The sequence below is a fragment of the Pseudomonas sp. NEEL19 genome (assembly GCF_028751975.1).
GTDB lineage: Bacteria > Pseudomonadota > Gammaproteobacteria > Pseudomonadales > Pseudomonadaceae > Aquipseudomonas > Aquipseudomonas juntendi.
Genome location: NZ_CP081491.1, coordinates 201462 through 222127, shown reverse-complemented (window position 1 = coordinate 222127; position 20666 = coordinate 201462). Strand labels below are relative to the sequence as shown.

General features: G+C 63.2%; 17 protein-coding genes. 12 read left to right on the top strand and 5 right to left on the bottom strand.

The features are described from left to right. Positions 1-21 precede the first annotated feature (21 nt). Entirely contained in the window at positions 22-855 is an 834-nt protein-coding gene (gene tauD / locus K4A76_RS00945) for a taurine dioxygenase (protein ID WP_274411356.1), read from the top strand. 125 nt (positions 856-980) lie between these two features. On the opposite strand, the gene betT is transcribed toward tauD, so the two are convergent. Further along, positions 981-2942, bottom strand: a complete 1962-nt coding sequence (betT, locus tag K4A76_RS00940) for a choline transporter BetT (protein ID WP_192441754.1) — start codon at positions 2940-2942, stop codon at positions 981-983. Between the two features lie 330 nt (positions 2943-3272). Next, positions 3273-4205, bottom strand: coding sequence for a serine O-acetyltransferase EpsC (epsC, locus tag K4A76_RS00935; RefSeq protein WP_110678923.1), 933 nt, complete (start codon positions 4203-4205; stop codon positions 3273-3275). 307 nt (positions 4206-4512) lie between these two features. Here epsC and tcyJ point away from each other — a divergent pair, with 307 nt between their 5' ends. The 9 genes from tcyJ (at position 4513) to K4A76_RS00890 (ending at position 13548) form a co-directional block, all read left to right on the top strand. Further along, positions 4513-5307: a cystine ABC transporter substrate-binding protein gene (gene tcyJ / locus K4A76_RS00930; RefSeq protein WP_161893222.1), complete on the top strand. Its 795-nt coding sequence runs from the start codon at positions 4513-4515 to the stop codon at positions 5305-5307. Further along, positions 5304-5972 (top strand): cystine ABC transporter permease, encoded by a 669-nt coding sequence (gene tcyL, locus K4A76_RS00925; protein ID WP_009682229.1) that lies wholly within the window; start codon positions 5304-5306, stop codon positions 5970-5972. Before tcyJ ends, tcyL begins: the two co-directional genes overlap by 4 nt. 2 nt (positions 5973-5974) lie before the next feature. Then, entirely contained in the window at positions 5975-6733 is a 759-nt protein-coding gene (tcyN, locus tag K4A76_RS00920; protein ID WP_054914111.1) for an L-cystine ABC transporter ATP-binding protein TcyN, read from the top strand. A 306-nt stretch (positions 6734-7039) separates the two neighbouring features. Then, positions 7040-8281, top strand: coding sequence for an SfnB family sulfur acquisition oxidoreductase (locus K4A76_RS00915; RefSeq protein WP_274411355.1), 1242 nt, complete (start codon positions 7040-7042; stop codon positions 8279-8281). Between the two features lie 150 nt (positions 8282-8431). After that, positions 8432-9613: an SfnB family sulfur acquisition oxidoreductase gene (locus tag K4A76_RS00910; protein ID WP_125855084.1), complete on the top strand. Its 1182-nt coding sequence runs from the start codon at positions 8432-8434 to the stop codon at positions 9611-9613. Then, entirely contained in the window at positions 9613-11010 is a 1398-nt protein-coding gene (locus K4A76_RS00905; RefSeq protein ID WP_274411354.1) for an LLM class flavin-dependent oxidoreductase, read from the top strand. The genes K4A76_RS00910 and K4A76_RS00905 overlap by 1 nt, the downstream gene beginning before the upstream one ends. Further along, positions 11003-11803 carry a MetQ/NlpA family ABC transporter substrate-binding protein gene (locus K4A76_RS00900; RefSeq protein ID WP_173887230.1) on the top strand — a complete coding sequence of 267 codons (801 nt, stop codon included), beginning with the start codon at positions 11003-11005 and terminating at the stop codon, positions 11801-11803. The genes K4A76_RS00905 and K4A76_RS00900 overlap by 8 nt, the downstream gene beginning before the upstream one ends. Position 11804: 1 nt before the next feature. Then, on the top strand, positions 11805-12914 hold the full coding sequence (locus K4A76_RS00895) for a methionine ABC transporter ATP-binding protein (RefSeq protein ID WP_274411353.1): 1110 nt from the start codon (positions 11805-11807) through the stop codon (positions 12912-12914). Then, positions 12904-13548 carry a methionine ABC transporter permease gene (locus K4A76_RS00890; RefSeq protein ID WP_274411352.1) on the top strand — a complete coding sequence of 215 codons (645 nt, stop codon included), beginning with the start codon at positions 12904-12906 and terminating at the stop codon, positions 13546-13548. The genes K4A76_RS00895 and K4A76_RS00890 overlap by 11 nt, the downstream gene beginning before the upstream one ends. Before the next feature lie 31 nt (positions 13549-13579). Here the strand turns inward: K4A76_RS00890 and dibA are convergent, their stop codons facing one another. Next, a complete protein-coding gene (gene dibA / locus K4A76_RS00885; RefSeq protein WP_274411351.1) occupies positions 13580-15475 on the bottom strand; it encodes a phosphodiesterase DibA in 1896 nt (631 codons plus the stop codon). A 146-nt stretch (positions 15476-15621) separates the two neighbouring features. Here dibA and desA point away from each other — a divergent pair, with 146 nt between their 5' ends. Beyond that, positions 15622-16806, top strand: a complete 1185-nt coding sequence (gene desA, locus K4A76_RS00880; RefSeq protein ID WP_110678935.1) for a delta-9 fatty acid desaturase DesA — start codon at positions 15622-15624, stop codon at positions 16804-16806. A gap of 99 nt (positions 16807-16905) precedes the next feature. Further along, a complete protein-coding gene (locus tag K4A76_RS00875) occupies positions 16906-17934 on the top strand; it encodes a GGDEF domain-containing protein (protein WP_029884782.1) in 1029 nt (342 codons plus the stop codon). 21 nt (positions 17935-17955) lie between these two features. Here K4A76_RS00875 and K4A76_RS00870 read toward each other — a convergent pair whose 3' ends face one another. Both K4A76_RS00870 and gabT read right to left on the bottom strand, forming a co-directional pair. Then, complete coding sequence (locus K4A76_RS00870) at positions 17956-19218, bottom strand: response regulator (RefSeq protein ID WP_274411350.1); 1263 nt, start codon at positions 19216-19218, stop codon at positions 17956-17958. 135 nt (positions 19219-19353) lie between these two features. Then, positions 19354-20631 carry a 4-aminobutyrate--2-oxoglutarate transaminase gene (gene gabT / locus K4A76_RS00865; RefSeq protein WP_274411349.1) on the bottom strand — a complete coding sequence of 426 codons (1278 nt, stop codon included), beginning with the start codon at positions 20629-20631 and terminating at the stop codon, positions 19354-19356. Positions 20632-20666 lie beyond the last annotated feature (35 nt).

Sequence of the window (20666 nt, the reverse complement as noted above, 5' to 3'; positions counted from 1 at the left end):
CGCCTGATTGAAGAGACTGACATGAGCCTGACCATCACTCCCCTCAGCCCGGCGCTCGGCGCCCAGATCAGCGGCGTGGACATCAGCCGCGACATCACCGCAGCACAACGCGACGCCATTGAACAGGCGCTGCTGCAGCACCAGGTGCTGTTCTTCCGCGACCAGCCGATCAACCCGGAACAACAGGCGCGCTTTGCCGCCCGCTTCGGCGACCTTCACATTCACCCGATCTACCCCAATGTGCCGGACACCCCGCAGGTGCTGGTGCTCGACACGGCGGTCACTGATGTGCGCGACAACGCCGTGTGGCACACCGACGTGACCTTCCTGCCAACCCCGGCACTGGGTGCGGTGCTCAGTGCCAAGCAGTTGCCGGCCTACGGTGGCGATACCTTGTGGGCCAGCGGCATCGCTGCCTTTGAAGCCTTGTCGGCGCCGCTGCGGGGCATGCTCGACGGGCTGACCGCCACTCACGACTTCACCAAGTCGTTCCCGCTGGAACGCTTTGGCACCACCGCTGAAGACCTGGCGCGCTGGGAAGCCACGCGGCGCAACAATCCACCCTTGTCGCACCCGGTGGTGCGTACGCATCCGGTGAGCGGGCGCAAGGCGTTGTTCGTCAATGAGGGGTTTACCACGCGCATCAATGAGCTGAGCGAGCTGGAGAGCGAGGCGTTGCTGAAGCTGCTGTTCGCCCATGCCACACGGCCGGAGTTCAGCATTCGCTGGCGCTGGCAGGAGAATGACGTGGCGTTCTGGGACAACCGCGTGACCCAGCATTTTGCCGTGGATGACTACCGGCCCAATCGGCGGGTGATGCATCGGGCGACGATCCTCGGGGATGTGCCCTTTTAGTTGTTGCCTGTACCGGCCTCTTCGCGGGCAAGCCCGCTCCCACAGGTCCGGCACCGGTTTCGAAACCTGTGATGTGCCTGTGGGACCGGGCGTGCCCGCGAAGAGGCCAGAGCAGGAACGCCTGGTCAGCGGACCAGATGCAGGAACTGCATGTGCCGCTCGTACTGGTCGAGGATGTCGTTGATGATCTGCTCCTTGCTGTAGCCAACCAGGTCGTAGTTCTGGCTGCCTTCGCTCAGGTACACCTCCGCCCGGTAGTAGCGGCGGTTCTTCAACTCCTGCGTGCCCAGCCCACCCAGGGCGAACGATGGGGTGAAGTAGCCACGCATCTGCACCTGGTAAATGAACGGCTGTTCTTCACCATGCCCCACTTTCAGGCTGACGTTGTCGTGGCTTGGGTCATCCTGGGTGATCAGCACCAGGCCTTTTTGCTCGAACACCTCACGCACATCGGCAATCGCCGGGCGCACCACATCGTCCATGAAGCGGTACACCTCGTCACGCGACGGGAAGTGCACCGCCTGGCTCAAACGTTGACGCCAGCCGCCACGGCCGCGGCGTGACTGGGCGAACGGTGCCAGCGAGTGCATTTGCGCGATCTGCCGTTGCGACTCCAGGTAGAAGGCCTTGTGCAACCCCCACATCATGCACAGCAAGATCAACGAGAAGGGCAGCGAGGTCAGTACCACCGCCGACTTCAGCGAATCGATGCTGCCCGCGAACAGCAGCGCACTGGTGACCAGCGCGGTCATCGCGCCCCAGAAAATGCGCAGCCAGTTCGGCCCGTCCTCATCGGCATCCCCACCGGTGGCCGACAAGGTCGACAGCACCACGGTGCCAGAGTCGGCCGAGGTGACGAAGAACACGAAACTGATGAACACCGTGGTGGCGATCACCACCTTGCTCCAGGGGTAGGTTTCCAGCAGCAGGTACAGGCTCATGGACGGGTTGTCCAAAGCCGACTGGCCCAGCGCGGTCATGCCGTGGTTAATGACCTGGTCCAGGGCACTGTTGCCGAAGATCGACATCCACGCCAGGGTGAAGCCCAGCGGAATCAGCAGCACGCCAAAGACGAACTCGCGGATGGTACGGCCGCGGGAAATGCGCGCAATGAACAAGCCCACGAACGGCGCCCAGGCAATCCACCAGGCCCAGTAGAACACTGTCCAGCCACCCAGCCAGTCGCGGTTCTCACCGTAGGCATACACGTCGAAACTCTTGCGCGGCAAGGCGCCCAGGTAATCGCCAAGGTTCTGGATGAGGGTGTTGAACAGGTGCTGGGTAGGCCCGGCGAACAGCACGAACAGCAGCAGTGCGCAGGCCAGGAACAGGTTGATGTCGCTCATTACCCGCACGCCCTTCTCTACCCCGGCAACGGCTACGGCCACTGCCGCGCCCATCATCAGGGTGATGAGGATCACCTGCACCCACTGGCTGTGGCTGATGCCGAACAGGTAATCCAGGCCGGCGTTCAGGTGCAGCACGCCAAAGCCCATGTCGGCGCCCAGGCCGAACACGGTGGCGATGATGCCGAAGCCGTCCACCGCATAACCGATCGGCCCGTTGATGCGCTTGCCGATCAGCGGGTACAGCGCCGAACGCAACGCCAGCGGCAGGTTATGGCGGTAGGCGAAGTAGGCCAGCGCCATGCCGACGAAGGCGAACACGCCCCAGCCATGCAACCCCCAGTGCAGGAACAGGATCTGCATGGCCTGGCGCCCGGCCTCCGCAGTGCCCGCTTCGCCTTGGGGCGGCTGCAGCATATGGGTCAGCGGTTCGGACACACAGAAGAAGAACAACGTAATGCTGATGCCAGCCGCAAACAGCATGCCAGCCCATGACAGGTAACTGAACTCGGGCTCGTCGTGGTCGGCACCGAGCTTGATCTTGCCGTAGCCGGACAAGGCGGTGACCACCACGAAGACCAGGTACAGGGTCATTGCCAACATGTAGTACCAGCCGACCGTATTGGCCGCCCAGTTCTGCGCCGCCAGCAACCAGTCGCCTGCGGTTTGCGGGTTGGAGATGACCACCAGGCCGAAGATGAGGATGAAGCTTGCCGCAAAGTAGAACACCGGCGGGTTCATGCGGATCTTGCTGTTGGAAAGGGATGGGGTCGGTGCACTCATGGGGCAGGCACCTCGTCAAAAGACGTGAGGTTCGGAATGAACGGGTTCAGCAAAGGAATCCTCCTGTTGAACACCGGCAGCGGACCAGCGTTTTTTCATTGAACAAGCGTTCAAGTTAAACATGGATCGGTGTTCAATGCGAATTGGGGCGCCGACTGGCGCGCTTCTGGCCCGGCCTTTTCGCGGGTTAACCCGCGCCTGGCGCGCACATCGGTCGCTAGCTGTGCGGTCCTTGTAGGAGCCCGTTTCACCTTGAAAAGTGCCGGTGCACGCCAGGCAAATTTCAGGTCAATGCTTGTCCTGGCAATCCAGCTGCAAGTTGGCCTGGGTGATGTTGCTGTCGGCTGGCACACTGCGGGTCAGCCACACGTTGCCGCCAATGGTCGAGCCTTTACCGATGGTGATGCGCCCCAGTACCGTGGCGCCGGCATAGATCACCACATCGTCTTCGACGATTGGGTGGCGTGGCAGGCCTTTGTGCAAGGTGCCCGACTCGTCGCTTGGGAAACGCTTGGCGCCAAGGGTCACAGCCTGGTAGATACGCACGCGCTCGCCGATGATCGCGGTTTCGCCGATGACCACCCCCGTACCGTGGTCGATGAAGAAACTCGGCCCGATCTGCGCGCCAGGGTGAATGTCGATACCGGTGGCTGAATGCGCCAGTTCCGAACTGATGCGCGCCAGCAGTGGCAGGCCTGCCCGGTACAGATGGTGCGCCAGGCGGTGGTGGATGATCGCCAGGATGCCCGGGTAGCACAGCAGTACCTCATCGACGCTACGGGCCGCCGGGTCGCCGTGGTAGGCAGCCAGCACATCGGTGTCGAGCAACACCCGCAGCGCTGGCAAGGCTGCCGCGAAATCCTGTACCAGCCTCAGCGCGTGAGCATCCACACCGGCCAGCTCGGCCTGGCTTTGCCGGGCGGCGTAACGCAGCTCCAGGCGGGCCTGGGCCAGCAAGGCGGTCAGGGCGGCATCGAGGGTGTGGCCCACGTAGAAATCTTCACTTTCTTCGCGCAGGTCGACCGGGCCCAGGCGCATAGGGAACAGCGCACCACAGAGTTGCTCGAGGATCTGCCGCATCGCCTCGCGCGACGGCAGCTCGCGGCCACCCTGCTCGCCGCTGCTGCGGCCATTGCGGGTGCGCCACTGCTCACGCGCGCCGCGCAGGCCGGTTACGATGCTCTGCAACTGCCAGCGCCCGGATAATGGTTGTTCGCTCACGGTTTTCTCCTGCCGTATAGGCCATCGGGTTGTTTCGCCATGCCCGCGAAAGGGCCGGGCGTGCCTGCGTGCAATCCACTCTACGGCAAATCCGCCTCTTGGAAAAAACTATGCTTTATTCCATCCTGCGCCATGTCGGGCACACCCTGCGGTGACGGTGCAGGCAACCTCGCCTACCCTCAAAGCAATCACGCTCTGATAACGAACAAAATGGAAGTAACAAAATAATTTTTTATTATTTCCAGGCCTAAAAAGCCAACTCTATAGTCGCCACCCTCTCCCTACACAACACGCGCGGGGCTCTGCCATGTCGAAGTTCGCCAAACCGCTACTCAATGCCAGCCTGGCCCTTGTGCTGGGTGCTGGTCTGCTCGGCCAGGCCTTCGCCGGCGAAGAGCTGAAAACCATTCAGGAAAAAGGCGTGATCAACGTCGGCCTCGAAGGCACCTACCCGCCGTTCAGCTTTCAGGATGAAAACGGCAAGCTGACCGGTTTCGAAGTCGAGCTCTCCGAACTGCTGGCCAAAGAGCTGGGGGTCAAGGCCAAGATCCAGCCAACCAAGTGGGACGGTATTCTGGCCGCGCTGGAGTCCAAACGGCTGGACATCGTGGTCAACCAGGTGACCATCTCGGAAGAACGCAAAAAGAAGTATGACTTCTCCGAGCCTTACACCATCTCCGGCATCCAGGCGCTGATCCTCAAGAAGAAGGCCGAGCAGCTGAATATCAACGGTGCGCAGGATCTGGCCGGCAAAAAGGTCGGCGTGGGTCTGGGCACCAACTACGAGCAGTGGGTGAAACAAGACGTACCGAAAGCCGAAGTGCGCACTTATGAAGACGACCCGAGCAAATTCGCCGACCTGCGCAACGGCCGCATCGACGCCATCCTGATCGACCGCCTGGCGGCGCTGGAATACGCGCAGAAAGCCAAGGACACAGAACTGGCCGGCGATGCCTTCTCGCGCCTGGAAAGCGGCGTGGCTCTACGCAAGGGCGAGCCTGAACTGTTGGCGGCCATCAACAAGGCCATCGACAAGCTCAAGGCTGACGGCACGCTGGCCAAGCTGTCGGAAAAATATTTCGGTGCCGATGTCACTAAATGATCGCCGAAAGCCTGCAACTCGTCGCCGACTCCGCGCCCTTCCTGCTCAAGGGCGCGGGTTACACCGTACTGCTCAGCGTGGGCGGCATGTTCTTCGGCCTGGTGCTGGGCTTTGCCCTGGCGCTGATGCGGCTGTCGAAGGTATTGCCGCTCAACTGGCTGGCGCGGATCTATGTGTCGTTCTTTCGCGGCACGCCGCTGCTGGTGCAACTGTTCGTGATCTATTTCGGCATGCCGCAGATCGGGATCGAACTCGACCCGATCCCGGCCTCGCTGATTGGCCTGTCGCTGAACATGGCGGCTTACATCTGCGAAATCCTGCGCGCGGCGATTTCATCGATTGACCGTGGCCAATGGGAAGCCGCGGCCAGCATCGGCATGACCCGGGTGCAGGCCATGCGCCGTGCGATCCTGCCCCAGGCCCTGCGCACCGCCCTGCCACCGCTGGGCAACAGTTTCATTTCGCTGGTCAAGGACACCGCCCTGGCAGCCACCATCCAGGTACCCGAGCTGTTCCGCCAGGCGCAGCTGATTACTGCACGCACCTTCGAAGTGTTCACCATGTACGTGGCGGTGGCGGTTATCTACTGGGTGCTGTGCAGCATCCTCGCGCACTTCCAGAACCGTATGGAAGCGCGGGTCAACCAGCATGACCAGGAGCATTGAGCATGATTGAAGTCAAAGGCCTGACCAAGCGGTTCAAGGGCCAGACCGTGCTCAACGGCATCGACCTGACCGTACAGCCCGGCGAGGTGGTGGCCATCATCGGCCCCAGCGGCTCGGGCAAGACCACCTTCCTGCGCTGCCTGAACCTGCTGGAAACGCCCGACGCCGGGCAGATCCAGATCGGCGCCATCAGCATCGATGCCAACCGCCCGCTGGGGGGGCAGCAAAGTGCAATCCGCCGGTTGCGCCAGCAGGCGGGGTTTGTGTTCCAGAACTTCAACCTGTTTCCGCACCGCACAGCCTTGGAAAACGTGATCGAAGGGCCGGTGATCGTCAAGAAGACCCCGCGCGAACAGGCTGTCGAACTGGGCCGCCGCTTGCTGGCCAAGGTTGGCCTGGCGGGCAAGGAAGATGCCTACCCGCGGCGCCTGTCCGGTGGCCAGCAGCAGCGGGTGGCCATTGCCCGCGCCTTGGCCATGGAGCCCGAGGTGATTCTGTTCGACGAGCCGACCTCGGCGCTGGACCCGGAACTGGTGGGTGAAGTGCTGGCGACTATTCGCGGCCTGGCCGAAGAAAGGCGCACCATGGTCATCGTCACGCACGAAATGAGCTTTGCCCGGGACGTGGCTAACCGGGTGATCTTCTTCGACAAAGGCGTGATCGTGGAGCAAGGCGAGGCCAAAGCGCTGTTTGCGGCGCCGAAGGAAGAGCGTACCCGGCAGTTCTTGCGCAAGTTCCTTGGGACTGCTGCTTCCGAGTAGGCCTGCTCTGGGCCCTTCGCGGGCTCGCCCGCTCCCACAGGGTTAACGCTGGTCGTGCAGGAGCGGGTTCATCCGCGAAGAGGTCGGCGTAGCCAGCGAAATCTCTTCTTCTATATATATTCCAAAGAGTTAGTTCATTAAATTTTTATAAAGCATTAGGGTATATCAACCGGACCACCGGACCAGCACACGTTCGCCGCGACCAGCTGTAGCGGCTTTACTTTTCGCGAGGTCAGGAATGGTCAGCATCACAATTTCCCCAGTGCGTAACGCCAGGGCATTGAGTACAGCCAAGGAGCGGTACTGATGTCCAGCCAACCCAACAGCCTATTACACAGCGATCTCGACAGCGCTCCCCCGTTACTGCCAGCCAAGGTGTTGCGCAACGACGCCGAAGCCTTGCAAGCGGCACGCGAACTGGCCGGGATCGCCCGCGAGCATGCCGCCCGCCGCGACCAGCAACGCAAGCTGCCATGGGCCGAGGTCGAGCTGTTCACCCGCAGCGGGCTGGGTAGCATCAGCGTACCCAGAGCCCACGGTGGCCCCGATGTTTCGTTCGCCACCATCGCTGAAGTGTTCCGCCTGATCAGCGCCGCCGACCCGGCCCTGGGGCAAATCCCGCAGAACCAGTTCGGCATCTTGCAACTGCTGCGCCTGACGGCAAGCGAAGCGCAACAGGCGTTTGTTTTCCGCAGCGTGCTCGAAGGCTGGCGCATCGGCAATGCCGGGCCCGAGCGCGGCACCAAGGACACCCTCACGCTCACCGCGCGTATCACCCGCAACGGCGACGGTTATCGCATCAGTGGCGAGAAGTTCTATTCCACCGGCGCCCTGTTCGCCCATTGGGTGGCGGTCAAAGCCTTGGACGACGACGGCCGTCAGCGCCTGGCGTTCGTACGTAGAGGCAGCCCGGGGCTGCGCATCGTCGATGACTGGTCCGGGTTTGGCCAGCGCACCACCGCCAGCGGCACGGTGCTGCTGGACCAGGTGCCGGTGGAGGCGGCGCTGGTGATCGACAACTGGCGCCAGCGCGATATACCCAATACCCAGGGCGCGGTCTCGCAGTTGATCCAGGCAGCAATCGATGCAGGTATCGCTGAAGCGGCCATCGAAGATGCGATCAAGTTCGTTCGCGAGAAGTCGCGGCCTTGGGTCGACGCCAATGTCGAGCGCGCCAGCGACGATCTTTACGTGATCGCTGACGTCGGGCACCTGAAGCTTGAACTGCATGCGGCGCAAGCGTTGCTACGCAAGGCCGCGCAGGTGCTTGACGAGGTCAGCGCCGCGCCAGTCGATGCCGCGAGCGCTGCGCGCGCGTCCATTGCGGTGGCCGAAGCCAAGGTGCTGACCACTGAAATTGCCTTGCAGGCCAGCGAAAAGCTGTTCGAGCTGGCTGGCAGCCGCGCCACCCTTGCCGAATTCAACCTCGACCGCCACTGGCGCAATGCCCGGGTGCACACGCTGCATGACCCGGTGCGCTGGAAGTACCACGCGGTTGGGGCTTACCACCTTAACGGGACCTTGCCCGCGCGGCATTCCTGGATCTGAATTCAATGGCCTTGGGGGCTGCTTTGCAGCCCATCGCGACACAAGGCCGCTCCTACCCGTGGCGCGGACCGGCATGGAACCGCGTATCCCTGCAGGAGCGGCCTTGTGTCGCGATGGGCCGCATTGCGCTCCCAAGGCCCGGAGAAACCCATGACCATCAGAATCATCACCAGCGACACCCAAGCCCTGCATGTCGCCGACGAAATCGCCCAACAACTGCGCCGCGACAGCGCCCTGCGCGACCGCGAACGCCGGCTGCCGCACAGCGAACTGGACCTGTTCACCCGCTCCGGCCTGTGGGCCATCAGTGTGCCCAAGGCCTTCGGCGGCGCTGGCGTGTCCAACGTCACCCTGGCCAAGGTCATCGCCCGCATCGCCCAGGCCGACGGCTCGCTGGGGCAGATCCCACAGAATCATTTCTACAGCCTGGAAGTACTGCGGGTAAACGGCAGCCCCGAACAACAGAAGCGGCTGTATGGCGAAGTGCTGGCCGGCCGCCGTTTCGGCAATGCCCTGGCCGAGCTGGGTACCAAGACCGCCAACGAACGCACCACCCGCCTGAGCCGTGACGGTGACGGCTTTCGCATCAACGGCCGCAAGTTCTACGCGACTGGCGCCATCTACGCCCAGCGTATCCCTACGTCGGTGGTCGATGAACAGGGCGTGCAGCACCTGGTGTTCGTGCCGGCCGATAGCCAGGGCGTACAGGTGATCGACGACTGGAGCGGCTTTGGTCAGCGCACCACCGGCAGCGGCTCGGTCCTGTTGGACAACGTTTACGTCAGCGCAGCGGACGTGGTGCCTTTCCAGAGCGCCTTCGAGCGCCCCACCCCGGTCGGCCCGCTGGCGCAGCTTCTTCACGCCGCCATCGACACCGGCATCGCCCGCGCCGCCTACGAGGATGCCCTGCACTTCGTGCGCACCCGCAGCCGACCATGGGTCGACGCAGGCCTGGACAAGGCAAGCGATGACCCTCTGACGTTGAAAAGCTTCGGCCACCTGGCGATCCGCCTGCACGCGGCCGAAGCCCTGCTGGAACGCGCTGGCGAATACCTCGACCGCGCCCGCAACGACAGCACCGCCGACACCGTCGCCGCAGCGTCTATCGCCGTGGCCGAAGCGCGTGCCATCAGCACGGAAATCGCGCTTGCCGCCGGCACTGCCCTGTTCGAACTGAGTGGGAGCCAAGCGACGCTGGCCGAGCACAACCTCGACCGCCATTGGCGCAACGCCCGCGTGCACACCTTGCACGACCCGGTCCGCTGGAAATACCACGCCATCGGCAATTACTACCTCAACGACGTCAACCCGCCACGCCGGGGGACCCTCTGATGGCCAAGCAAATCCTGCTCAATGCCTTCAACATGAACTGCGTAGGGCATATCAACCACGGCCTGTGGACCCACCCACGGGACACTTCGACCCAGTACACCAGCCTGGAGTACTGGACCCAGCTCGCACGCCTGCTGGAGCGCGGCCTGTTCGATGGGCTGTTCATTGCCGATATCGTCGGCACCTACGATATCTATGGGCAATCGCTGGACGTCACCCTCAAAGAGGCCATCCAGTTGCCGGTCAATGACCCCTTGCTGCTGGTTTCGGCCATGGCCGCCGTCACTCGCCACCTGGGTTTCGGCCTTACCGCCAACCTGACCTACGAGGCGCCGTACCTGTTCGCCCGACGCCTATCCACCCTGGACCACCTGAGCCAGGGCCGGGTTGGCTGGAACATCGTCACCGGTTACCTCGACAGTGCCGCCCGGGCCATGGGCCTGGCACAGCAACTCGAACATGACCGCCGCTACGACCAGGCTGACGAGTACCTGCAGGTGCTGTACAAGCTGCTGGAGGGCAGCTGGGCCGACGACGCGGTGGTCGCTGACCGCGCGCAGCGCATTTATGCCCGCCCCGACAAGGTGCGCAAGGTGCAGCACCAGGGCGAGTTCTACAAGGTCGAGGGCTACCACCTGTGCGAACCCTCGCCGCAGCGCACTCCGGTACTGTTCCAGGCAGGCAGTTCGCAACGGGGCCTGGGCTTCGCCGGGCAACATGCCGAATGTGTGTTCATCAGTGCTCAGGACAAGACCGCGGCCCGCGCCCAGGTCGAGCAGGTACGCGCGGCTGCCTCGGCTGCCGGGCGCGACCCACAGGCGGTCAAGGTATTCATGGGCATCACGGTGATCGTCGCGGCGACCGAGCAACAGGCCCAGGCCAAGCATGCCGAGTATCTGCAGCACGCCAGCGCCGAGGCCGGCGTCGCACATTTTGCGGCCTCGACCGGCATTGACTTCGCGGCCTATGCACTGGACGAGCCGATCCCCTTCAGCCAGGGCAACGCCATTCAGTCAGCCACGCGCCAGTTGCAGGGCAACGCCTGGACCCGCCGGCGCCTGTTGCAACAGCACGCGCTGGGCGGGCGCTACGTGAAGCTAGTCGGCAACCCCGAGCAGGTCGCCGAACAGTTGATCGCCTGGCTCGACGAGACCGGCCTGGACGGTTTCAACCTGACCCGCACCGTCACCCCGGAGAGCTTTGAGGACTTCATCGACCTGGTCGTTCCTCGACTGCAACAACGCGGCCGCTACAAGACCGCGTACGCCGAGGGCACCCTGCGCCAGAAACTGTTCCAAGCCGGCCACCCGCACTTGCCCGCCGACCACCCTGGTTCGGCTTACCGCTTTACCCGCACCCCTACCCCTGCACCGACTGGAGCCCTGCACCATGCTTGAAAAACTGTTCCGGCCCGTCGTGGCCATCGCCCTGTCCCTTGGCCTGTGCGCCGCTGCCCAGGCCGCCGAACCCCTGAAGATCGGCACTACCTCGGCCTTTGCGATCCCGCTGGAAGCCGCCGTGGAAGAAGCCCACAAGCAAGGCCTGGAGGTGAAGCTGATCGAGTTCAGCGACTGGATCGCGCCCAATGTCAGCCTCAACAGCGGCGACATCGACGTGAACTACTTCCAGCACATCCCGTTCCTGGAGAATGCCAAGGCGGCTGCGGGCTTCGACCTGGTGCCCTATGCACCGGGCATCATCAACAACGTGGGGCTGTACGCGAAAAAGTACAAAAGCTTCGCCGACCTGCCTGAAGGGGCGAGCGTGGCCATCGCCAACGACCCGATCAACAGCGGCCGCGGCCTGCAACTGCTGGCCAAGGCCGGGTTGATCACGCTCAAGCCAGGGGTTGGCTACAAAGCCACCGAGGACGACATTGTCGCCAACCCGAAAAAGCTGAAGATCCTGCAAGTCGAAGCCGTGCAGTTGGTGCGTGCCTATGACGATGCCGACCTGGTGCAGGGGTACCCGGCATACATTCGCCTGGCCAACAGCTTCGATGCCAGTTCAGCGCTGCTGTTCGACGGTCTGGAAAACAAGGAGTACGTGATTCAATTCGTGATTCGCCCGCAGAGCAAAAACGACCCACGCCTGGCACAGTTCGTCGACATCTACCAACATTCGCCTGCCGTACGCGCAGCGTTGGACAAGGCTCACGGCAAGCTGTACCAGGCCGGTTGGGAAGGCTGACATGAGCCAGGCCAGCGCATTCAAGGCGCCCACCCCCCAACCGCTAGCGTCAACGGCCAGGGAGCACGCCCTGCACCCGGAAATCAATCAAGCCCATGTACGCTTCATCGGCCTGGGCAAGACCTACCACGGGCAGGCGCAACCCGCCTTGCACGGCATTGACCTGAACATTCGCCAGGGCGAAGTGTTCGGCATCATCGGCCGCAGCGGCGCCGGCAAGTCTTCGTTGCTACGCACCATCAACCGCCTGGAACGCCCCAGCCACGGCCGGGTACTGATCGACCAGGTGGACATCGCGGCGTTCGATGACGACCAGTTGGTGGCGCTGCGCCGGCGTATCGGCATGATCTTCCAGCATTTCAACCTGCTGTCGGCGAAGACGGTGTGGCAGAACGTCGAGCTGCCCTTGAAGGTGGCGGGCGTGGCCAAGGGCGAGCGACAACGCAAGGTCCGGGAGCTGCTGGCACTGGTCGGCCTGCAGGAGAAACACCACGTGTACCCCGCGCAATTGTCAGGCGGGCAGAAACAGCGCGTGGGCATTGCCCGGGCACTGGTGCATGACCCCGAGATCCTGCTGTGCGACGAAGCCACCTCCGCGCTGGACCCGGAGACCACGGCCTCGATCCTGGAACTGCTGCGCGATATCAACCGGCGCCTGGGCCTGACCATCGTGCTGATTACCCACGAGATGGCGGTCATCCGTGATATCTGTCACCGGGTGGTGGTGCTGGACCGCGGCGAGGTGGTCGAGCAGGGCGAAGTCTGGCGTGTCTTCGGCGCGCCTCACCACGAGGTCACCCGAACCCTGCTTGCGCCGCTGCAGGCGCGGCTGCCTGCGGCGCTGCAAGCCAGCCTGCAGCCCCACCCCACAAGCCGTGACTGCGCCGTGGTACTGCAACTGACTGTGCTTGGCGAGCCGGAACTGTCTGCCCTGTTCCACGACCTGGGCGGTCGCGTGCGCCTGCTGCAGGGCGGCGTGGCGACCATTGGCGAGCACGCCCTGGGCCAGTTGATCCTGTCGGTGCAGCACGCACCGCACGATACCCAACAATTGCTGCAACGCGCCCGCCGTTGGGCGGACAACGTGGAGGTGCTGGGCCATGTGGTTTGATCGTCTGCTGGAAGGCTTGCTCGATACCCTGCTGATGGTTGGCGTGTCGTCGCTTATCGCCCTGCTGCTGGGGGTACCCCTAGCGCTGCTGCTGGTCACCAGCGGCAAGGGCGGCATATTCGAGGCAGCTTTGCTGAACCGGGTACTGGGCGCCTTCGTCAACCTGTTCCGCTCAATCCCGTTCCTGATCCTGATGGTCGCGCTGATCCCGTTCACCCGGCTGGTGGTGGGTACGACCTATGGTGTGTGGGCGGCGGTTGTCCCGCTGACCATCGCCGCCACGCCGTTCTTTGCCCGGATCGCCGAGGTCAGCCTGCGCGAAGTCGACCATGGCTTGGTGGAAGCCGCGCAGGCCATGGGTTGCCGGCGCTGGCACATTGTCTGGCATGTGTTGTTGCCCGAAGCGTTGCCGGGCATTGTCGGCGGTTTCACCATCACCTTGGTGACCCTCATCAACTCCTCGGCCATGGCCGGGGCGATCGGTGCCGGAGGGCTAGGCGACATCGCCTACCGGTATGGCTACCAGCGCTTCGACAGCCAGATCATGCTGACCGTGATCGCCATGCTTGTGGCGCTGGTGGCGTTGATCCAGCTGGGTGGCGACCGATTGGCGAAAGGCTTGAACAAGCGTTGAGTTCTTCGCGGGCAAACCCGCGAAGAGGCCCTCAACCCCAGTGCAAATCCGCAGCCGGCACCGGCCGCCCGAACCAGTACCCCTGCCCCAGCTGGCACTGCTGCTGCAGCAGGAAGGCGGCCTGCTCTGCCTGCTCGATACCCTCGGCATGCACCTGCATGCCCATGCTGCGGGCCAGGGCGATGATCACCCGCACGATCGCGATGTCATCCTCATCCAGCGGCAACCCGGCAACGAAGCCCTGGTCGATTTTCAGCTTCTGAACGGGCAAACGCTTGAGCCGCAGCAGCGAAGAATAGCCGGTGCCAAAGTCATCAATGGCCAGGGTCACGCCAAGCTCACGCAAGCGGTGAAGTTGCTCCAGCGCCACCTCCGGGTCTTCCATCACAGCGCTTTCGGTCACTTCCAGCTCCAGCAAGGCGGGGGCCAGGCCGGTGTCGTGCAGGACGTCGGCCACTTGCCGGTACAACTCATGCTGGCCAAACAGCCGGCTGGAGATGTTCACCGCCACGAACGCCAATTGCCGGCCTTGCGCCTGCCACTGCACCATTTGCCGGCAGGCCTGGCGCAGCACCCAGGCATCGATTTCGGCAATCAGGCCGGTACGCTCGGCGATCGGGATGAACTCGCCCGGCGGCACCAGGCCGCGCTGCGGATGCTGCCAGCGCACCAACGCCTCGACCCCGACCAGGCTGCCGGTCGCCAGGTCGTGGACTGGCTGGAAAAACACCCGCAGTTCGTCGTGCTCCAGTGCGCGGCGCAACTCGCCCGCTGTTTCAACCCGGTGCTGGGCGTGGGCCGTCAGTTCTTCGGTGTACAGCGCATAGCAGGCTCGCCCATTGTCCTTGGCCTTGTACAACGCCGAATCGGCGTTGCGCAGCAACTGTTCGGCACACAAGGCATCGCTGGGGAACAGGCTGATACCGGCACTGACACTGATGAACAACCGATGGCCATCGAACAGGAACGGCTCGCGCATGCGCTCGATGATGCCCTGCGCCAGTTTGCCTGCCTGGCCGACTTGCTGGCAGCCTTCGGCCAGCACGCCGAACTCGTCACCGCCCAGCCGGGCCAAGGTCACACCATTGCCCAGTATCTTGCCCAGGCGCTCCCCCACCAGCCTCAGCAACTGGTCACCGATGGTGTGGCCAAGGCCATCGTTGATGCTCTGGAAGTGGTCCAGGTCCAGCAGCAGCAGGGCGCACCCACGCTTGTTGGCCTGCGCCGCGGCCAGGGCCTGCTCGACGCGGTCGTTGAACAGCAAGCGGTTGGGCAGGCCGGTCAGCGGGTCGTGGTGGGCCAGGTAGGCCAGTTCCTGCTCCGAATGCTTGATCGCGCTGATGTCACTGAACACGGCCACGTAATGGCTCAGCTCACCCTCGTCATCGTGAATAGCGCAGATGGTTTGCCACTGCGGGTAGATTTCGCCGCTTTTGCGCCGGTTCCAGATTTCGCCGCTCCACTCGCCCTTTTCAGCCAGGGTGGCGTAAACCTGCTGGTAGAAGGCCTGGCCATGGCGGCCCGACTTGAACTTGCTCGGGCGCTGGCCGATCACCTCGTGCTGCTGGTAACCGGTAATGCGCATGAAGGCACGGTTGACGTGCACGATCAGGCCCTGGCGGTCGGTTACCAGCACCCCTTCCAAGGTACTGTCGAACACCGCGGCGGCCATGCGCAGGCGTTCCCGGTCTTCGCAGCGCAACCGCGCGCCATGGCCGATGAAATGCAGCAGCCGAACCCTGGACAGATAAATCAGCAAGGCACTGCACAGCACCCACACCACCACGTTGATCTGCCGCCCCACGGTCAATGCCAGGGGGTCGTCGGTCATGCTCTGCAGCATCACCTCGGCCAGCACCAGCCAGAGGATCGAGAGCACCACATAAAGCGCGGCCATGCGCAAGGCGTCGCGAACGGAAACAGACATGTCGGGTGGGATAGCCCATTGAAAAGAAAGGGGCATTATAAAGGCTGAAACATGTCGTGACCTCCTGTCTGAACAGTTGACTGGTTTTATTTCCCCACCAAGGGATAATCGACCCTTCCCCCCGCATTTCGAGGGCATTTACATCTATGTGGTACAACGGCCTGCTCGACTTGTCGGCCTGGCAACTGGTCGGCATCACCCTGTTGATGACCCACGTGACCATTGTCAGCGTCACGGTCTACCTGCATCGCTACTCTGCGCACCGAGCCCTTGAGCTCAACGGCGCGCTCAAGCATTTCTTCCGCTTCTGGCTGTGGCTGACCACGGCGCAGAACACCCGCGAGTGGACGGCGGTTCACCGTAAGCACCACGCCAAGTGCGAAACACCCGACGACCCGCACAGCCCCGTGCACAAAGGCCTGAGCACGGTGTTGCGCAAAGGCGCCGAGCTGTATCGCGAAGAGGCCCGCAACCCAGACACCCTGCGCATCTACGGCAAGAACTGCCCTGATGACTGGATCGAGCGCAACCTGTACTCGCGTTACAAATTGGGCGGCATCGCGTTGATGGCCGTGATCGACCTGCTGCTGTTCGGCACCCTCGGTATCACCATCTGGGCGGTCCAGATGATGTGGATCCCGTTCTGGGCTGCCGGTGTCGTCAACGGCCTGGGCCACGCGTTCGGCTACCGCAACTTCGAATGCCGTGACGCGGCCACCAACCTGGTGCCGTGGGGCATCGTGATCGGCGGTGAAGAGCTGCACAACAATCACCACACCTACCCCAATTCGGCCAAGCTGTCGGTCAAGCGCTGGGAGTTCGACATGGGCTGGGCGTGGATCCGTCTGTTCTGCCTGCTGCGCCTGGCCAAGGTGCAGCGTGTGGCGCCGATTGCCCATCGGGTGGAAGGCAAAGGTAGCCTGGACATGGACACCGCCATGGCGATCCTCAACAACCGCTTTCAGATCATGGCCCAGTACCGCAAATTGGTGATCGCCCCACTGGTAAAGCTGGAACTGGCGCGTGTCGACGCCTCGGTGCGCCACCACTTCCGCCGTGCCAAGCGCCTGCTATCCCGTGAAACCAGCCTGCTCGAAGACCGCCATCATGTGCGCATCGAATCGATGCTTGCGCACAGCCAGGCCCTGAAGACCATCTACGAAAAGCGCCTGGCCTTGCAGCAGATCTGGGCCCGCACCAGCGCCAACGGCCATGACATGCTGGCCGCCATCAAGGACTGGGTACACGAAGCCGAAACCAGTGGTATTCAAGCCCTGCGCGACTTCGCGGCACAGCTGAAAACCTATTCCCTGCGCCCGATCGGCGCCTGATCGCCGTTGATCGGCACGCCCCAGCATGGGGCGTGCCAGCTGGAACTTCCCCACCTCGCCCCCACTCAAACCCCGCACATCGCCCGCGTGGCGGGCAGGATGCTGGCCGCACGCTTTCACGTCGAGACTCGCTACGTGCACATGGCCAAGAATATTCCAATGACATCGCCAGGCCCGGTACCACCGGGAGCCGCCCGCACTTTACTGGCGCTCCTTCATGCGCAAGGTGAAGTCGCCCGCCTGAGCGAACGCGAACAGCTGTTCAGCTCGTTGCTCGAAAGTGTCAACGCGGTGCTCTGGGCCTTCGATTGGGAAACACGCGAAGTGCTGTACGTAAGCCCCGCCTACGAGCGCATCTTCGGCCGCCCGGCCAGCCTGGTACTGGCCGACTTCAACGAGTGGCGCGACAGCATCTACCCCGACGACCTGGAATACGCCGAGCGCAGCCTGGCCCAGGTGCTGCTCAAAGGCGCGGTCGAGGACCGCGAGTACCGTATCATCAATGCCGACGGGCAAGTGCGCTGGTTGAGCGACAAGTGCTACATCAACCAGCAGCATGACGGCGACCGCGTGATCATCGTCGGCATTGCCGAAGACATCACCGAGAAAAAGCAGCTGGAAGGCGAGTTGCAGCGCCTGGCCACCATTGACGTGCTGACCCAAAGCAGCAACCGCCGGCACTTCTTCGAATGCGCCCAAGCGGCGTTTGACAGCGCCCGGGAAAACGGCACGCCGTTGGCCTTCCTGTTACTGGACATCGACGACTTCAAACAGATAAACGACAGCTATGGCCACCAGGAAGGCGACCAGGTGCTGCAGCACATCGCCGACAGCGGCAAGGCCGTGTTGCGCCGTGGCGACCTGTTCGGGCGTATTGGCGGCGAAGAGTTCGCGGCAGTCTTCCCAGGGTGCAGTGCCGAGCTGGCCGGGCAGATAGCCGAGCGGCTACAGCGGCAGATTCAGCGTTTGAGCTTCAGCCATGGGGCGCACACTTACGGGGTAACGGTGAGCCAGGGGCTTACCGGGTTGACCGCTGAAGATGTGGCGCTGGACAGCCTGTATGCCCGCGCCGATGCGGCGATGTACCAGGCCAAGCGGCAGGGCAAGAACCAGATCGTGCGCGGTTGAACCCCCTTACGCCTGCCCGGTTCAAGGAGCATCGTCGGCTTGTATCGGGCCTTCAGCCGCGGGCTGCGAACTGGTTTCGGGGTTCTCCACCTTGCGCAACCGGGTCAGCTCCGGCAAGCCCATCTTCAGCAAACGCGCCGTCTTGCCACTGGCAATCTTCGCCAGCCCCTGCTCAGCCGGTAGCCGCGCCAACTGCCCGGCCAGGTTCATGGCCAGAATATCGCGCGAGTACACCCCGCCACCGAGTTGATAGATCGCCGCGATCAGCTCGCGTAAAGCCAACGGCAAGCGCCAGCGGGTGCGCAGCGCCGAGCCGAATGCGGCACCGAACTCGTTGAGCGACAACTGGACCTTGTCTTCGTCCAGCTCGCCGCCCGCCAGGCGCCATTCCTGCAGGCAGCGCAGCACCGCCAGGTCGCCCAGGCAATGCAGCAACCCTGCGCAATAGCAAAGCCCTTCGTCCAGCGCCAGCAGGCGCGCCAGCGTACGGCCATATTCGGCGGTGTGCAGGGACAAGTCCCAGTACTGCGCCGCATGCTGCGCCAGCAAGGGGTCGCTCAGGCGGGCGCTGCGCTTGAGGGTCATGCCCAGAATCAGGTTCATGCTTTGCGTGCTGCCCAGCTTGTTCAGGGCTTGCAGCAGGGTTTGCACCGGTGCTTCACGGTGCAGCGCTGCGCTGTTGGCAGCCGCTATCAGCACCGCGGTCACTTGCGGGTCACGGCAGACTTCTTCTTCCAGCACTTTCAGGTTCAGGCCCTCAGGGTTCAGGGCTCGCTTGATCGCCACCTGCAAATCGGCCAGCAGCGGCCCGCCATCGGCAGTAGCCCGGCGCTGTTCGAGGTAAGCGCGCAGGCTGGCACCGGGCTGCAAGGGCGGCACCGGGCAGGCGATTTCTTCGCCCACGCCCAGCAGCAACTGTTCCAGGCGCTTGCGCAGGTTACCCAGGTTCAGGGGCTTGCTCAGGTACGCCGTGGGGTGCAGCGGCAGGGCTTCACGCACACTCGCACTGTCACTGCGGTTGCTCATGAGGATGAACGGCAATCCCGACCCTTTGGCGCGTACTTTGCGCAGCAGGTCGAGGCCGTCGATGCCAGCCAGCTCACGTGCTGCAATGATCAGGTCCGGCTTGGCGGCCAGGGCGGTGAGCGCTTGCGAGCCGTCGGCGCAGACCTGAAGGCGGGCATCGCAGCGAACGCTCAGCAGCATCTCGCTGAGCATGTCGCGTACCCATGGGTCGCCTTCGACGATCAGTACGCTCGGTGGGGTGGGCTCTGCAGCGTTCATCGCCAACTACTCCTGTAAATCCTTGCCTCAGTCTTTTACAACGTGCTGGGCGCATCATCCAACAACCATAGCCTCCGACGCATCACCGGGCATAAAAAAACCCGCCGAGGCGGGTTTTTTCTGAAGCGCGTCACATCAGGCAAGTTCAGCGAAGCACTCTTCGATGATGGCCAGGCCTTTGTCCAGCAGCGCGTCTTCGGCGGTCAGCGGAACCAGAATCCGCAGAACGTTGCCGTAGGTGCCGCAAGACAGCAGGATCAGGCCTTTTTCGCGGGCTTTGGCCACAACCTGGCCAACAGCAGCGGCGTCAGGAGTGTGGGTGCCTTTCTGGAAGACTTCGACGGCAATCATCGAGCCCAGACCACGAACGTCGCCAATGATCGGGTGCTTCTTCTGGATTTCACGCAGGCCGGTGGTCAGGCGCTCACCCACTGCCTTGCTGCGGTCCAGCAGTTTCTCTTCTTCGAACACTTCGATCACGGCCAGGGCTGCGGCGCAAGCGATCGGCGAGCCGGCGTAGGTGCCGCCCAGGCCACCCGGAGCGATAGCGTCCATGTACTCGGCCTTGCCACATACACCGGCCAGCGGGAAGCCGCCGGCGATGGACTTGGCAAAGGTGGTCAGGTCAGGCGCAACGCCCATCTGCTCCATGGCGAAGAAGGTGCCGGTGCGGCCAGCGCCGGTCTGAACTTCGTCGGCGATCAGCAGGATACCGTGCTGGTCGCACAGGGCGCGCAGGCGCTTCATCAGCTCTTTAGGCGCTGGCAGGAAGCCGCCTTCGCCTTGTACAGGCTCCAGGATGATTGCAGCGATGTCGCGTGGCTCTGCGTCGTTCTTGAAGATGCGCTCGACCGAGGCGATGGCGTCGTCAACGCTCACACCGTGCAGCTCGCTCGGGAACAGGGCGCGGAAGATGCCGCCTGGCATCAGGCCCATGCCTGCGGAGTACGGCACGACTTTGCCGGTCAGGCCCAGGGTCATCATGGTGCGGCCGTGGTAGCCGCCGGTGAAGGCGATAACGCCGGCACGGCCAGTGGCGGCACGGGCGATTTTCACGGCGTTTTCAACGGCTTCGGAGCCGGTGGTGACCAGCAGGGTCTTCTTGTCGAAGTCGCCTGGGACCAGCTTGTTGATCTTTTCGCACAGCTCGACGTAAGGCTCGTAGGCCAGCACCTGGAAGCAGGTGTGGCTGACCTTGGTCAGCTGCTCTTGCACGGCTGCAACCACTTTCGGGTGCAGGTGGCCGGTGTTCAGCACTGCGATGCCGCCGGCGAAGTCGATCATTTCGCGGCCTTCAACGTCGATCACGGTCGAGTTCTTCGCGCTGTCGACGAAGATCGGGTGAATCTGGCCAACGCCACGCGGGACGGCAGCTACACGACGTTGCATCAAGGATTCGTTGGTCTTGCTCATAATGCCCTCATTGCGCCGACAGTAATGGCGCTTTT